Origin of the sequence: Streptomyces sp. Tu 3180 (genome assembly GCF_009852415.1) — a bacterium.
GTDB lineage: Bacteria > Actinomycetota > Actinomycetes > Streptomycetales > Streptomycetaceae > Streptomyces.
The window spans coordinates 6,747,726-6,762,779 of record NZ_WOXS01000002.1 but is presented as its reverse complement, the minus strand read 5'-3'; the positions used below and the strand labels follow the sequence as shown (position 1 = coordinate 6,762,779).

Sequence of the window (15,054 nt, the reverse complement as noted above, 5' to 3'; positions counted from 1 at the left end):
TTCCGTCGCGCCGGACGGCACGGACCGTGGTCTTCCGTCGGAGCGGTCCGGCCTCCCGGCCGGTACCGGCCGGGAGGTCCGCGGGGCAAAAGTGGACGGCATGAAGCAGTTGCTGGGATTCCTGGGTTTCATCGCGGTGGTGCAGGGCGTGGCGGGCCTGGTGACCGAGTTCTCCGGCTGGCACTGGGGTCTGGTGCAGCGGATCGGTCTCCTCGACGGCTACGAGGTCTACGCGAGCGTCTCCCTGCTCGTGCTGGGCGTCGCGCTGTTCGCCGCCGCGGAGAGCCGGGGGGCCGGCTGACCGCGGGCCGGGCCCCGTCCGGGCGGCGTCCGCCGGCCGGTTCGCCGTCAGGGGTTCTCCGGCAGCTCGTACGAGCCGTACTCGGGGCGGCCCGCCAGGTCGTAGGACTGGATGGAGACGCCCGCGGCCGTGATCTGCCCGCCGGTGTGCCGGAACGCCGTCGGCATCGAGCCCTCCGGGAACAGGCGGCGCCCGGCGCCGAGGACGACCGGGAAGGTCAGCAGGTGGAGGGTGTCCACGAGGTCGAGCGCGAACAGGGACCGCGCGAGGGCGCCGCTGCCGTGCACCTGGAGTTCGCCGTCGGTGCGCTCCTTGAGGGCGGTGACCTCCTTGGCGAGGTCGCCGCCGACCACGGTGGTGCCGGCCCACCCGGGGTCGGTGAGGGTGCCGGAGACGACGTACTTCGGCAGGGCGTTCAGCCTGCCGGCGATCGGGTCGGCCGGGTCGGTCACCTTCGGCCAGTAGGAGGCGAAGATGTCGTACGTGCGGCGGCCGAGGAGGAAGGCGCCCACCCGGGAGAAGACCCCGTCGACGAAGCGGCCGAAGTCCTCGTCCCCGTACGGGACGCTCCAGCCTCCCTGCTCGAAGCCGTCCCTGGTGTCCTCCTGGGGGCCGCCGGGGGCCTGGTAGACGCCGTCGAGGGTGACGAAGGTGGTGACGACGAGCTTGCCCATGGCGGGTTCCTGCCTTTCGCTGAACGGGGGTGTGACGTCATCAGCTCAGACCCCGGCGGGGCCCGCAACTCATCGCTCGCGCGCCGGTTCGAGGTCCATTGGCCGCCGGCGCCCCGGGAGCGGGGGTGCCGGGACGGCCCCGTGACGTCGCACAACCCTGAGGAGGCCCTGCTCGGCAGGGCGGCCCTGGCGACCGGCGCAGGCCGCGGCACCGGCGCGGCGCGCGGGGGCGGTGCCGGGTATCGCGGCGGGGGCGGGCACCGCGGGGATGGCCGCCGTGCGGGGGTGGGCGCGCTGTCACGCCCGCCCCCTCCGGCGCCCCACGGGGTTTTCCGCGGGTCAGCCGCCCAGTTCCTGGTGGCGGGCCGCCAGGGCGGCCGCCCCCTGCTCGGTCAGGGAGCCGAACAGGCGCAGCCGGGAGATGCCGCCGTCGGGGAAGATGTCCACGCGCGCGTGCGTGCCGACCGCCGGTTCGGGCAGGACGAAGCGGTGGTCGGTGTCGGGCTGGAGGCGGGTGCGGGGCAGGATCTCCCGCCACTCGCCGTCGTCGCCGTCCTTCACCGAAACCGACGCCCAGCCCGCGCTGTTGCCCTTCAGGTAGGCGGTGTCGATCTCCAGGGCGCGGATCTGCGCCCGGGCGGTCAGCGCGTAGCGGATCCAGTCGTGGCCCCGGTCGCGGCGGCGCCGGGTCTCCCAGCCGTCGTCCATCTTGCGGGAGCGGCCGGGCCGGATGGTGTTGGTGGCCGGTGAGTAGAAGAGGTTCGAGGCGTCCTCGACCCGGCCGCCGTTCTCCAGGGCGACGACGTCGAAGGTGCCCAGCGCCGCCAGCCACGCCGGGTCCGGGACGACCTCGCCGTACACGCGCAGGCGGGCGATGCCGCCGTCGGGGTGCTGGTTGAGGCGCAGGTGGGTGAAGCGCTGTTCGGCCGCCACGGCGAAGCCGTTGGCGGCGTGGCCGCCCACCGGGGTGCGGGGGACGAGGGTCGTCCACTTCACGTCGTCCGAGAGCAGTTCCCCGGGGGACGGGGAGCCCGGCACCGAGGTGCCCTCGACGGACACGGCCTGCGGGTGGTTGCCGCGGAAGTGGGCGGTGTCCACGACGACGCCGCGGACGACTCCGGGCGCGCCGAGCCGGATCAGTGCCCAGTCGTGGTCCTCGGCGGCCGGCCAGGGGTGCTCGGCGGAGGTGCCGCGCCGGCGGCGGGTCTCCCAGCCGTCCATGACCTTGCCCTTGTTCCCGAAGTGCTCGGGGTCGAACTCGGCGCGCTCCGGCAGCAGCAGGTTCTCGCGCTGGGCGAAGAACTCGTCGTTGGCGGCGACGACACCGGCGCCGAGCCGGCGGTCGGCGAGGTCGGCGAGGTGGGTGAAGGGGAAGTCGGCGGTGCGGTAGTCGGCGTACGGGTCACCGCCGCCGTAGGGGTTCGCGTCGCCGGTGAAGCGCGGGGTCGCCGTCACGGTGATCTGGGCCTGCCTTTCGGGTCCGGGGTCAGTGGGAGCGGGTGAGCAGTTGGCCCTTCGGTTCGGTGAACTCGCCGCCGGAGACGATGCGCCGGCCGCGCAGCCAGGTGGACTTCACGACGCCGTACAGGGTCCTGCCCGCGTACGCCGTCACGGGGTTGCGGTGCTGGAGGGCCGCGGGGTCGACGGTGAAGGTCTCGTCGGGGGCGAGGACGGCGAAGTCGGCGTCGCGGCCGGGTGCGATGGCGCCCTTGCGCGCCTCGAGCCCGACGAGCTCGGCCGTGCGCGCCGACATCCAGCGCACGACGTCCTCCAGGCCGTGGCCGCGCCTGCGGGCCTCGGTCCAGACGGCGGGCAGGCTCAGCTGGAGGCCGGATATGCCGCCCCAGGCGGTCGAGAAGTCGTCCGTCTTGAGGTCGGCGGTGGACGGGGAGTGGTCGGTGACGACGCAGTCGACGGTGCCGTCCGCCAGGGCCTGCCAGAGCAGGTCCTGGTTGGCGGCCTCGCGGATGGGCGGGCAGCACTTGAACTCGCTGGCGCCGTCCGGGACTTCCTCCGCGGTGAGGGTCAGGTAGTGGGGGCAGGTCTCGACCGTGACGCGCACGCCGTCCGCCTTGGCCGCGGCGATCAGGGGCAGTGCGTCGCCGGAGGAGAGGTGCAGCACGTGCACCCGCGCGCCCAGCCGTCGCGCCTGGTCGACGAGGTGGGCGATGGCGGTGTCCTCGGCGTCCCGCGGGCGGGAGGCGAGGAAGTCGGCGTACTTCGGGCCGGCGTGCCGCGGGGCGGCGGCGAGGTGGCGGGGGTCCTCGGCGTGCACGATCAGCAGGCCGTCGAAGGCGGCGATCTCGGCCAGGGAGCGGGCGAGTTGCTCCTGGTCGAGGTGGGGGAACTCGTCCACGCCGGAGGGCGACAGGAACGCCTTGAAGCCGAAGACGCCGGCCTCGTGCAGCGGGCGCAGGTCCTCGACGTTGTCCGGCAGCGCGCCGCCCCAGAAGCCGACGTCGACGTGCGCCTTGTCGGCGGCGACCCGCCGCTTGGTGCGCAGGTGGCCGACCGTGGTGGTGGGCGGCAGGGAGTTGAGCGGCATGTCGACGAGCGTGGTGATGCCGCCGGCCGCCGCGGCGCGCGTGGCGGTCCAGAAGCCCTCCCACTCCGTGCGGCCGGGGTCGTTGACGTGCACGTGGGTGTCGACCAGGCCCGGCAGCAGGACGTCGTCGCCGAGGTCCGTCAGCCGTGCGGTCCCGGGGACGGGCGCGTCGTACGGCAGGACGGCCGTGATCGTGCCGCCGGCGACCGCGACGGACGCGGCACGTGTTCCCTCGGGGGTGATGACACGCGTCGAGCGCAGCACCAGTTCGGCGTCGGACACCCGGATCCTCCTGACCTTCCGTCGGCCTGGACGTGACGTCCACCTGCAAAATTCAACGTTCTGTTGAAGGAGTCTTCCCCTCCGGCCCCGCCCCGTCAAGGGCGCGCCTCCCGTAGCGGCGCACCGGCGGGCGCGTTCTGGACGATTCCACTAAGTGGAAATACAATTTCGACAAGCAGAACGTAGTGACGTACAAGCGGGCGGTCAACCGGCCGCCGGGTAGGCTTCTGCCCTTCCCGCCAGCCCCGAAAGGAACGCGCCGTGCCGACGTCCAGCGCCAGCACCACCGACTCCGCCCGGTCAGCCGCCAGTGGCGGTGTGCAGTCCCTCGAGCGCGCCTTCGACCTGCTCGAACGGATGGCGGACGCGGGCGGCGAGGTCGGCCTGAGCGAGCTGTCCGCGAGCAGCGGCCTGCCGCTGCCGACCATCCACCGCCTGATGCGCACGCTCGTGGCCTGCGGCTACGTGCGCCAGCAGGCCAACCGCCGGTACGCGCTCGGTCCGCGCCTGATCCGGCTCGGCGAGTCCGCCTCCCGGCTGCTGGGCACCTGGGCCCGCCCGTACCTGGCCCGCCTGGTGGAGGAGACCGGCGAGACGGCGAACATGGCGCTGCTCGACGGGGACGAGATCGTGTACGTGGCGCAGGTGCCGTCCAAGCACTCGATGCGGATGTTCACCGAGGTCGGCCGCCGCGTCCTGCCGCACTCCACCGGCGTGGGCAAGGCCCTGCTGGCCGGCTTCCCGCCGGAGGAGGTCCGGGCGCTGCTGGCCCGGACCGGCATGCCGGCCGCGACGGACAGGACCATCACCACCCCGGAGGGCTTCCTCGCGGCGCTGGAGGACGTGCGCCGCCGGGGTTACGCCGTCGACGACAACGAGCAGGAGATCGGCGTCCGCTGCCTCGCGGTGCCCGTGCCGGACTCCCCCACGGCGGCGGCGATCTCCATCTCCGGTCCCGCGGGGCGGGTCACGGACGCCGCGACGGAGCGGATCGTGCCGGTGCTCCAGCAGGTCGCGGCGGAGCTCTCCGAGGTGCTCACCGCGTCGGGCGCCGGCCCGACCTCCTGACCTTCCGCACCGGCGACGGACCTCCGGCCCCGGTGGACGCCGTCGGCGCGTCCGGCGGGCCGGGGCCCCCGGGGGCGCCGCTCCCCGGGGAAGTGGCGCACTCCGCGGCCGGCGCGCCCGGGCCGCCGGCACCGGCCCGCGGGCCCGGGTCCACCGGACGAACCGGCCGACGGCGTGCCGGTGAGCCGGACTCCCGGGCGCGCCGTCCGCCCGGGAACCCGCCGGAACCCGGGGGTCCCACCGCTCCGGGGCGTGCGCGGGTGCGCGTCAGCCCCGCGGCGGCTCCCCGAACAGCTCGACCGCGTCCCGCACCTCCCGCACGCCGTGCCCCAGCGCGCTCACCGAGCCGATCGCGCCCGCGATCAGTAACAGCGACCGGCGCAGCCGGGGCACCTCGAGGCTGCCGCCGGCGGCCAGGGAGTCCAGCGCGGCCAGTTCCTCCTCCGCGATGCCCCGGTCCGGGAACTCCACGGGATACGCGGCGAGTTGCCGGCGCAGCCGGGACACGGCGGAGCGCAGCCCCGTCACCCGTGGGTCCACGTGACCGTCGGGCGTCCGCCTCTGTTCCACGCTCCGCACCACAGTCCTCCCCCTGGTACGTCGTTGTGCGTCTCCCCGCCCGGCCCCCAGCACACCCCGCCGGTCGGTGCGCGCCAGTAAACGCCACCCCGGCACCCTCGCGCCAGTCCGCTGCGTCATCGGCCTGCTCCGCAGCGTGACATTCCGGCCGGGGCGACCGTCCCTCCGCGGCGCCCCGCCGTCCGCCGGCCGGTGCGGTATGCAGGACGCATGACGACACCTCACACGGACCGCGACACCCCCGCCGTGGCGGGACTGCTGCTGGCCGCGGGCGGCGGACGGCGCCTCGGCGGACGGCCGAAGGCACTGCTCGTCCACCGGGGGCGGCCGCTCGTGGAGCATGCGGTGCGGGCGCTGCGCGCGGGCGGCTGCACGCGCGTGCACGTGGTCCTCGGCGCGCGGGCGGACGAGGTGCGCGCCCGCGCCGCGCTGCCGGGCTGCGTGCTCGTCGACAACCCGGAGTGGGAGCGGGGCATGGGCACCTCCCTGCGGGCCGGGCTGGACTCGCTGGCCGGCACCGGCGCGCGCGCCGCGCTGGTCTCGCTGGTCGACCAGCCGGGGATCGGGCGGGAGGCCGTCGCCCGGGTCCTCGGCGCCTACGCCTCCCCGGAGTCGCTGGTCTCGGCCGCCTACGACGGCGTGCGCGGCCACCCCGTCCTGTTCGGGGCCGCGCACTGGGCCGGGATCGCCGCGACTGCGACCGGTGACCGGGGGGCACGCACCTACCTGAGGGAGCACGCGGAGCGCGTCGCGCTCGTCGAGTGCGGGGACGTGGCCGAGGCGTACGACATCGACACCGAGGCGGATCTGGCGCGCCTCGAACGAAGCTTCGACGACGGCGGGTGAGGTGGTGAGGGACAAGGCGGCGAAGGGCGGGGCGACGGCGGGTGACCGGGGCGGCACCGGGCGCCGCCTTCCCTCGACCCGGAGAATCTCGACATCAACAAAACATTGAACTTCCACTATGAGAAAACTACTATCCACTGCTCAGAAGCGCCCGGTCCTCGTGCGGGCGTCCGCCGCCGTACCCGGGTCGACCGGCACCCGGTGCCATGCACGCCGAAGGAAGTGACAGCTGATGTCCGCACCAGCGCCGTCCCCGCTGGCCATCGTCGACGCCGAACCCCTGCCCCGGCAGGACGAGGTCCTCACCGGCGCGGCACTCGCCTTCGTGGCCGAGCTGCACCGCCGGTTCACGCCCCGGCGTGACGAGCTCCTCGCCCGCCGCGCCGAGCGCCGCGCCGAGATCGCCCGCACCTCCACCCTCGACTTCCTCCCGGAGACGGCCGCCGTCCGCGCGGACGACTCCTGGCGGGTGGCCCCGGCACCGCCCGCCCTGGAGGACCGCCGCGTCGAGATCACCGGCCCCACCGACCGCAGGATGACCGTCAACGCCCTCAACTCGGGCGCGAAGGTCTGGCTCGCGGACTTCGAGGACGCCTCGGCGCCCACCTGGGAGAACGTGGTCCTCGGCCAGCTGAACCTGATCGACGCCTACACGCGGAACATCGACTTCACCGACCCGGCGTCCGGCAAGTCCTACGCCCTGCGCCCGGCCGGGGAACTGGCGACGGTCGTCATGCGCCCGCGCGGCTGGCACCTGAACGAGCGTCACCTCACGGACCCGGACGGCACCCCGGTGCCCGGCGCCCTCGTCGACTTCGGCCTGTACTTCTTCCACAACGCCGAGCGACTGGTCGACCTCGGCAAGGGACCGTACTTCTACCTGCCGAAGACCGAGTCCCACCTGGAGGCCCGCCTCTGGAACGAGGTGTTCGTCTTCGCGCAGGACTACATGGGCGTCGCGCAGGGCACGATCCGCGCCACCGTCCTCATCGAGACGATCACGGCCGCGTACGAGATGGAGGAGATCCTCTACGAACTGCGCGACCACGCCTCCGGGCTGAACGCCGGCCGCTGGGACTACCTCTTCTCCATCGTCAAGAACTTCCGCGACGGCGGGGCGAAGTTCGTCCTGCCGGACCGCAACGCGGTCACCATGACCGCCCCGTTCATGCGCGCGTACACCGAACTCCTCGTGCGCACCTGCCACAGGCGCGGCGCGCACGCGATCGGCGGCATGGCGGCGTTCATCCCGTCCCGCCGGGACCCGGAGGTCAACAAGGTGGCCTTCGAGAAGGTCCGCGCCGACAAGGACCGCGAGGCGAACGACGGCTTCGACGGCTCCTGGGTCGCCCACCCGGACCTGGTCCCGATCGCCATGGAGTCCTTCGACCGGGTGCTCGGCGACAGGCCGCACCAGAAGGACCGGCTGCGCGAGGACGTCGACGTCCGCGCGGAGGACCTCATCGCCATCGACTCCCTGGACGCCAGGCCGACGTACGCGGGCCTGGTCAACGCCGTGCAGGTCGGCATCCGCTACATCGAGGCCTGGCTGCGCGGGCTCGGTGCGGTGGCCATCTTCAACCTGATGGAGGACGCGGCCACCGCCGAGATCTCCCGCTCCCAGATCTGGCAGTGGATCAACGCCGGCGTCGTCCTCGACAACGGCGAGCGGGTCACCGCCGAACTGGCCCGCGGGGTCGCCGCCGAGGAGCTGGCGAACATCCGCGCCGAGATCGGCGACGAGGCGTTCACGGCCGGCAACTGGCAGCAGGCGCACGACCTGCTGCTGAAGGTCTCCCTCGACGAGGACTACGCCGACTTCCTGACCCTGCCGGCGTACGAGCAGCTCAAGGGCTGAGCCCCTCCGTGTCCGGGTGGTCCGGGGACTCCCCCCGGGCCACCCGGCCGCGCACCGGGCACGGCCGTCAGCCCAGGTGCGCCGACCAGTCCTGTTCCGCCGCCGGCTTGCCGTGCAGGTCCGGCACCCGCTTGAGCCAGTCGGGACGGCCCTGCTGCGTCCGCGCCGCGCGCCGGGCGTTCTCCTCGGCGAGCTCCCGGGCGCTCGGGAAGTCGGTGGGCAGCCAGTCCCCGGACGCCCGCACGCGCGCGTGGAGGTACGTCACGTACGCCTCACGGGCCTCGTCCGGCGTGGCGAAGCCCGGCTCGTCGGCCAGCCAGGCGTCGGGCACCTCCGCGAGGATCGACCGCAGCAGTTCCCCGGTCACCCGGGGGGCGAGTTCGGCGTCGGCGGTGCGGACGTCGGGGCCGTAGCGGCCGAGGGCGTGGTGGCGGAAGTCGTACGCCTTGCGCGGGTCGGCGCCGCCCCAGCGGTGGTGGAAGACGAGCGCGGCCCCGTGGTCGATCAGCCACAGACGCGGGGGCGCGATGCCGAACGTCGGCCAGACCATCAGGTTGGAGCTGTGGACGGTGCGGTCCACGTTGACGGTCAGCGCGTCCAGCCAGACGATCCTGCCCGCCTCCAGCGGGTCGACGGGGAACGCCTGCGCGACCTCGGGGGTGAGGTCGCGGGCGCCCGGCAGGTAGTCCATGCCGAGGTTGACCCCGGCGCTGGAGGCGTGCAGGTCCCGCACCTCCTGGTGCGGCTCGCTCCCGGCGACCGCCGGATCGAAGTGCACCAGGACCAGCTCGGGGAAGCGCAGGCCCAGGGCGCGGGCCAGCTCGCCGACGATCACCTCGGCGACCAGCGCCTTGTGGCCCTGCGCGGAGCCGGTGAACTTCACGACGTAGGTGCCCAGGTCGTCGGCCTCGAAGACGCCGGGGACGGACCCGCCGGACCGCAGGGGCGTGATGTAGCGGGTCGCACTGACCTCTCTCAGCATGTTCCAAGGCCCCACAAGTCGTATGCCTTATGTTCCATGACCAGCTCCGAGGTGACACATCCGCGGAAATCTCTCCGCCCGACCCGGGGAGTGTCCGGGGAATCCCGTTCGGCATGCGCGCCACCCTCTCTCCCGGCGGTCCGCCGGGAGCGGCGCCCCTCGCTCCCGGCCTCCGGCTCCCGGCATGAAGTGAGCATAGTAACCGAGCGTGACAACCGGGGAGAAGCTTCCGGATCCGCGCCCGGCGCCCGTGCCGGACGGGCGCTTCGCTCAGCGCTTGAGCGGCACGCGGCAGGCTTGCCCCGTGCAGGGCCCGCCCGCGCTGCCGGAGCCCGGCCCGGCGCCCCGTGCGCCCCGGCCGCCGGGCACCGGGCCGCACCCTTCGACCCCGGGTTCAAGGAGAGAGACCGTCGTGCGAATCGCCGTGACCGGCTCGATAGCCACCGACCATCTGATGTCCTTCCCCGGTCGGTTCACCGACCAGCTGATCGCCGACCACCTGGACCAGGTGTCCCTGTCCTTCCTCGTCGACCGTCTCGACGTACACCGCGGCGGTGTCGCCGCCAACATCGCCTTCGGACTGGGACGTCTGGGACTCACCCCCCACCTGATCGGCGCCGCGGGCCTCGATTTCGCCGAGTACGGGACCTGGCTGCGCGCCGCCGGGGTGAACACGGACGCCGTCAGGATCAGCGAGACCCTGCACACCGCCCGGTTCGTGTGCACGACGGACGAGGCGCAGAACCAGATCGCCACCTTCTACGCCGGCGCCATGGCGGACGCCGGAAAGATCGACCTCGCCGCGGTGGCGGCCCGCTGCGGCGGATTCGACCTCGTGCACGTCGGCGCCGACGCCCCGGAGGCGATGCTGCGCCACACCGAGACCGCACGGCGCGCCGGCATCCGCCTCGCCGCCGATCCCTCACAGCAACTGGCCCGGCTGGACGAAACCCAGGCCCGCCGCCTGGTGGACCGCGCGCACCTGCTGTTCACCAACGAGTACGAGGCCGCCCTGCTGCGGGAACGCACCGGCTGGAGCGAACGGGAGATCCTGCTCCGCGTCGGCACGTGGATCATCACCCGGGGCGCGGAGGGCGTCTCCCTGTCGCGGTGCGGGCAGCCCCGTCTCGACGTGTCCGCCGTCCCCACCGAGAAGATCGTCGATCCGACCGGCGTGGGCGACGCGTTCCGTTCCGGATTCCTCGCCGGCCTGAGCTGGGACTGGCCCGAGGAGCGCGCGGCCCAGCTGGGCTGCGCGCTGGCCTCGGTCGTCCTGGAGACGGTCGGCACACAGGAGTACAAGCTGCTCGCCGCGGACCTGATCGACCGTGTCGAGCGCGCCTACGGGCACGACACGGCCCGCGAGATCGAGCCGCGACTGGCGGGACTGGCATGAGCGGGCTGCGTGAGGCGCTCGCCACCCGTGTGGTGGTCGCCGACGGGGCGATGGGCACGATGCTCCAGGCCCAGGACCCCACGCTCGAGGACTTCCAGAATCTCGAGGGCTGCAACGAGATCCTGAACGTGACCCGCCCGGACATCGTCCGCTCCGTGCACGCCGCGTACTTCGACGCGGGCGTGGACTGCGTGGAGACCAACACCTTCGGCGCGAACCTCTCCGCCCTCGGCGAGTACGACATCGCCCACCGGATCGGCGAGCTGTCCGAGGCCGGTGCCCGCATCGCGCGCGAGACGGCCGACGACTACGCGCGGCGCACCGGACAGCAGCGCTGGGTGCTGGGTTCGATGGGGCCCGGTACCAAGCTGCCCACTTTGGGGCACATCACGTTCGCCGCGATCCGGGACGCCTATCAGCAGAACGCGGAGGGTCTGCTGGCGGGGGGTGCGGACGCGCTGCTGGTGGAGACCACGCAGGACCTGCTGCAGACCAAGGCCTCGGTCGTCGCCGCCCGGCGGGCGATGGAGGCGGCGGGCTGCGAGGTGCCGCTGATCGTCTCGGTGACGGTGGAGACGACCGGCACGATGCTGCTGGGCTCGGAGATCGGTGCGGCGCTGACCGCGCTGGAGCCGCTCGGCATCGACATGATCGGCCTGAACTGTGCGACCGGTCCGGCCGAGATGAGCGAGCACCTGCGCTATCTGGCCCGCCATGCGCGGGTGCCGCTGTCGTGCATGCCCAACGCCGGGCTGCCGGAGCTCACCCGGGACGGTGCGCGCTATCCGCTGAGCGCGCCGGAGCTGGCGGACGCGCAGGAGGCGTTCGTCCGCGACTACGGGCTGTCGCTGGTGGGCGGCTGCTGCGGCACCACGCCCGAGCACCTGCGGCGGCTGGTGGAGCGGGTGCGGGGGATGGCGCCGAGCGAGCGTGATCCGCGGCCGGAGCCGGGCGCCGCCTCCCTCTACCAGAGCGTGCCGTTCCGGCAGGACACCTCGTATCTGGCGATCGGTGAGCGCACCAACGCCAACGGGTCGAGGAAGTTCCGTGAGGCGATGCTGGCGGGCCGCTGGGACGACTGTGTGGAGATGGCCCGGGAGCAGATCCGTGAGGGCGCGCACATGCTGGACCTGTGCGTGGACTACGTGGGCCGGGACGGCGTGGCGGACATGGCGGAGCTGGCCGGCCGGTTCGCGACCGCCTCCACGCTGCCGGTGGTGCTGGACTCCACCGAGGTCGAGGTGATCCGGGCCGGGCTGGAGCGGCTGGGCGGCCGGGCGGTGATCAACTCGGTGAACTACGAGGACGGCGACGGCCCCGACTCCCGCTTCGCGCGTGTCACGCGGCTGGCCCGCGAGCACGGGGCGGCGCTGATCGCGCTGACCATCGACGAGGAGGGCCAGGCCCGCACCGCCGAGAAGAAGGTGGAGATCGCCGAACGGCTCATCGACGACCTCACCGGCAACTGGGGCGTCCGTGAGGAGGACATCCTCATCGACTGCCTGACCTTCACCATCTGCACCGGGCAGGAGGAGTCCCGCAAGGACGGCGTCGCCACCATCGAGGCGATCCGCGAGCTCAAGCGCCGCCACCCGGCCGTGCAGACCACGCTGGGGCTGTCGAACATCTCCTTCGGCCTGAACCCGGCCGCCCGCATCCTGCTCAACTCCGTCTTCCTCGACGAGTGCGTCAAGGCCGGCCTGGACTCGGCGATCGTGCACGCGAGCAAGATCCTGCCCATCGCCCGCTTCGACGAGGAGCAGGTGAACACCGCCCTGGATCTGATCTACGACCGGCGGCGTGAGGGCTACGACCCGCTGCAGAAACTGATGGCGCTGTTCGAGGGGGCCACCGCCAAGTCGCTGAAGGCCGGCAGGGCCGAGGAGCTGGCCGCGCTGCCGCTGGAGGAACGCCTCAAGCGGCGGATCATCGACGGCGAGCGCAACGGCCTGGAGGCCGACCTGGACGAGGCGCTGCGGACCCGCAAGGCGCTGGACATCGTCAACGACACCCTGCTGGACGGCATGAAGGTGGTCGGGGAGCTGTTCGGGTCGGGGCAGATGCAGCTGCCGTTCGTGCTGCAGTCCGCGGAGGTGATGAAGGCCGCGGTGGCGCATCTGGAGCCGCACATGGACAAGACCGACGACGAGGGCAAGGGCACCATCGTGCTGGCCACGGTGCGCGGCGACGTGCACGACATCGGCAAGAACCTGGTCGACATCATCCTGTCCAACAACGGCTACACCGTCGTCAACCTCGGCATCAAGCAGCCCGTCTCCGCGATCCTGGACGCCGCCGCCGAGCACAAGGCCGACGTGATCGGCATGTCCGGGCTGCTGGTGAAGTCCACCGTGATCATGAAGGAGAACCTGGAGGAGCTCAACGCCCGCGGCCTGGCCGCCGACTACCCGGTCATCCTCGGCGGCGCCGCCCTGACCCGGGCGTATGTCGAGCAGGACCTGCACGAGATCTACCAGGGCGAGGTCCGCTACGCCCGCGACGCCTTCGAGGGGCTGCGCCTGATGGACGCCCTGATCGGCGTCAAGCGCGGCGTGCCCGGCGCGAAGCTGCCCGAGCTGAGGCAGCGCCGGGTGCGGGCCGCCGCGGTGGAGGTGGAGGAGCGGCCGCAGGAGGGGCACGTCCGCTCCGACGTGGCCACCGACAACCCGGTGCCCGCGCCGCCGTTCTGGGGCACCCGGGTGGTCAGGGGCATCCAGCTCAGGGAGTACGCGTCCTGGCTGGACGAGGACGCCCTGTTCAAGGGCCAGTGGGGCCTGAAGCAGGCCCGCACCGGCGAGGGACCCAGCTACCGGGAACTGGTGGAGAGCGAGGGCCGGCCCCGGCTGCGCGGCCTGCTGGAGCGGCTGCAGACGCAGAACCTGCTGGAGGCGGCCGTGGTCTACGGCTACTTCCCGTGCGTGTCCAAGGACGACGACCTGATCATCCTGGACGAGCGGGGCAACGAACGCACCCGCTTCACCTTCCCCCGCCAGCGCCGCGGCCGCCGGCTGTGCCTGGCCGACTTCTTCCGCCCCGAGGAATCCGGCCAGACGGACGTGGTCGGCCTGCAGGTGGTCACCGTCGGCTCCCGCATCGGCGAGGAGACCGCCCGGATGTTCCAGGCCAACGCCTACCGCGACTACCTCGAACTGCACGGCCTGTCCGTCCAGCTCGCCGAGGCCCTCGCCGAGTACTGGCACGCCCGCGTGCGCGCCGAACTCGGCTTCGCCGGCGAGGACCCCACCGCCATGCCGGACATGTTCGCCCTCAAATACCGCGGCGCCCGCTTCTCCCTGGGCTACGGCGCCTGCCCCGACCTGGAGGACCGCGCCAAGATCGCCGACCTCCTCCAGCCCGAACGCATCGGCGTCCACCTGTCCGAGGAGTTCCAGCTCCACCCCGAACAGTCCACCGACGCCATCGTCGTCCACCACCCCGAAGCCAAGTACTTCAACACGGGAGGCCGTTCATGAGTTCCCTGCGCGGCGCGCTGTCGAGCGGCGTTCCGTCGTTCTCGTTCGAGTTCTTCCCGCCCAAGACCGACAAGGGCGACCGCACCCTGTGGGACACCGTCCGCCGTGTCGAGCCCCTCTCCCCCACCTTCGTGTCCGTCACCTACGGCGCGGGCGGCTCCTCGCGCGAGCGCACCGTCGAGGTCACCCGGCGCATCGGCGCCGAGACCACCCTGCGGCCCGTCGCCCACCTGACCGCCGTCGGGCACTCGGTGGCCGAACTGCGGCACATCATCGGTCAGTACGCCGACGCGGGGATCAAGGACGTCCTGGTTCTGCGCGGCGACCCGCCCGGTGATCCGAACGGTCCCTGGACGCCGCACCCGGACGGTTTCACGTACGCCTACGAGCTGGTCGAACTCGTCCGTTCCCTGGGGGATTTCACCATCGGCGTGGCCGCTTTTCCCGAGATGCACCCGCGCTCGCCGGACTGGGACAGCGACATCCGGCACTTCGTCGCCAAGTGCCGTGCGGGCGCCGACTACGCCATCACCCAGATGTTCTTCCACGTCGAGGACTACCTGCGGCTGCGCGACAGGGTGGACGCCGCGGGCTGTGACGTGCCGATCATCCCGGAGATCATGCCGGCCACCGACGTGCGGCAGATCCGCCGTTTCGCCGAACTGTCCCACGCGGCGTTCCCGGAGGACCTGGCGCACCGCCTCGAGGCGGTGCGCGACGATCCCGCCGCCGGTCACCGGATCGGCGTCGAGCACGCCACCGCCATGGCCGGACGTCTGCTGGACGAGGGTGCACCGGGCCTGCACTACATCACGCTGAACAGGTCCACGGCGGCGGTGGACATCCACCGCGACGTGCTCGGTTCGAGGAGCTTCCGTGTGAGCTGAGTCCACCGTGGGGAACGGCGCGGCGCACCGGTCCGCGGGCGCCCGACGGCACAGCGGCCGTCGGGCGCCCGGCGCGGCCGTCCTTCTCCCGTGCGGCGGGCGGTCAGGACGCCGCCCCGCCGCGGCCGGCGGGATCCGCCGGCCGCGGCGGGGTCTTCGGCGG

General features: G+C 72.9%; 12 protein-coding genes. 7 read left to right on the top strand and 5 right to left on the bottom strand.

The window, feature by feature from the left end:
• The first annotated feature begins 100 nt into the window (after positions 1 to 100).
• Positions 101 to 301, top strand: coding sequence for a hypothetical protein (locus tag GL259_RS31030; protein WP_159536583.1), 201 nt, complete (start codon positions 101 to 103; stop codon positions 299 to 301).
• Positions 302 to 348: 47 nt separating this feature from the next.
• Here the strand turns inward: GL259_RS31030 and GL259_RS31025 are convergent, their stop codons facing one another.
• The 3 genes from GL259_RS31025 to allB form a co-directional block, all read right to left on the bottom strand.
• Positions 349 to 975 (bottom strand): dihydrofolate reductase family protein, encoded by a 627-nt coding sequence (locus tag GL259_RS31025; protein WP_159536582.1) that lies wholly within the window; start codon positions 973 to 975, stop codon positions 349 to 351.
• Positions 976 to 1,314: 339 nt separating this feature from the next.
• Positions 1,315 to 2,430: an allantoicase gene (alc, locus tag GL259_RS31020; protein WP_159536581.1), complete on the bottom strand. Its 1,116-nt coding sequence runs from the start codon at positions 2,428 to 2,430 to the stop codon at positions 1,315 to 1,317.
• A 31-nt stretch (positions 2,431 to 2,461) separates the two neighbouring features.
• Positions 2,462 to 3,802, bottom strand: coding sequence for an allantoinase AllB (allB, locus tag GL259_RS31015; protein WP_159536580.1), 1,341 nt, complete (start codon positions 3,800 to 3,802; stop codon positions 2,462 to 2,464).
• Between the two features lie 261 nt (positions 3,803 to 4,063).
• On the opposite strand from allB, the gene GL259_RS31010 reads away from it, so the two are divergent.
• Positions 4,064 to 4,870, top strand: a complete 807-nt coding sequence (locus GL259_RS31010) for an IclR family transcriptional regulator (RefSeq protein ID WP_159536579.1) — start codon at positions 4,064 to 4,066, stop codon at positions 4,868 to 4,870.
• Positions 4,871 to 5,137: 267 nt separating this feature from the next.
• Here the strand turns inward: GL259_RS31010 and GL259_RS31005 are convergent, their stop codons facing one another.
• Positions 5,138 to 5,440 carry a DUF5955 family protein gene (locus tag GL259_RS31005; protein WP_243762429.1) on the bottom strand — a complete coding sequence of 101 codons (303 nt, stop codon included), beginning with the start codon at positions 5,438 to 5,440 and terminating at the stop codon, positions 5,138 to 5,140.
• A gap of 219 nt (positions 5,441 to 5,659) precedes the next feature.
• Between GL259_RS31005 and GL259_RS31000 the strand changes: the two genes are divergently transcribed.
• Complete coding sequence (locus GL259_RS31000) at positions 5,660 to 6,295, top strand: nucleotidyltransferase family protein (protein WP_159536577.1); 636 nt, start codon at positions 5,660 to 5,662, stop codon at positions 6,293 to 6,295.
• A 232-nt stretch (positions 6,296 to 6,527) separates the two neighbouring features.
• The gene (gene aceB, locus GL259_RS30995; RefSeq protein ID WP_159536576.1) at positions 6,528 to 8,153 is read left to right on the top strand and encodes a malate synthase A; all 1,626 of its coding nucleotides are present in this window, start codon (positions 6,528 to 6,530) and stop codon (positions 8,151 to 8,153) included.
• Positions 8,154 to 8,220: 67 nt separating this feature from the next.
• Here the strand turns inward: aceB and GL259_RS30990 are convergent, their stop codons facing one another.
• Positions 8,221 to 9,135, bottom strand: coding sequence for a HipA family kinase (locus GL259_RS30990; RefSeq protein ID WP_159536575.1), 915 nt, complete (start codon positions 9,133 to 9,135; stop codon positions 8,221 to 8,223).
• Positions 9,136 to 9,547: 412 nt separating this feature from the next.
• Between GL259_RS30990 and GL259_RS30985 the strand changes: the two genes are divergently transcribed.
• From GL259_RS30985 to metF, 3 genes are read left to right on the top strand one after another with little or no spacing between them, the layout of a single operon-like run.
• Entirely contained in the window at positions 9,548 to 10,531 is a 984-nt protein-coding gene (locus tag GL259_RS30985; RefSeq protein WP_159536574.1) for a carbohydrate kinase family protein, read from the top strand.
• The gene (gene metH, locus GL259_RS30980) at positions 10,528 to 14,004 is read left to right on the top strand and encodes a methionine synthase (protein WP_159536573.1); all 3,477 of its coding nucleotides are present in this window, start codon (positions 10,528 to 10,530) and stop codon (positions 14,002 to 14,004) included. Before GL259_RS30985 ends, metH begins: the two co-directional genes overlap by 4 nt.
• Positions 14,001 to 14,891, top strand: a complete 891-nt coding sequence (gene metF, locus GL259_RS30975; protein WP_159536572.1) for a methylenetetrahydrofolate reductase [NAD(P)H] — start codon at positions 14,001 to 14,003, stop codon at positions 14,889 to 14,891. Before metH ends, metF begins: the two co-directional genes overlap by 4 nt.
• Positions 14,892 to 15,054 lie beyond the last annotated feature (163 nt).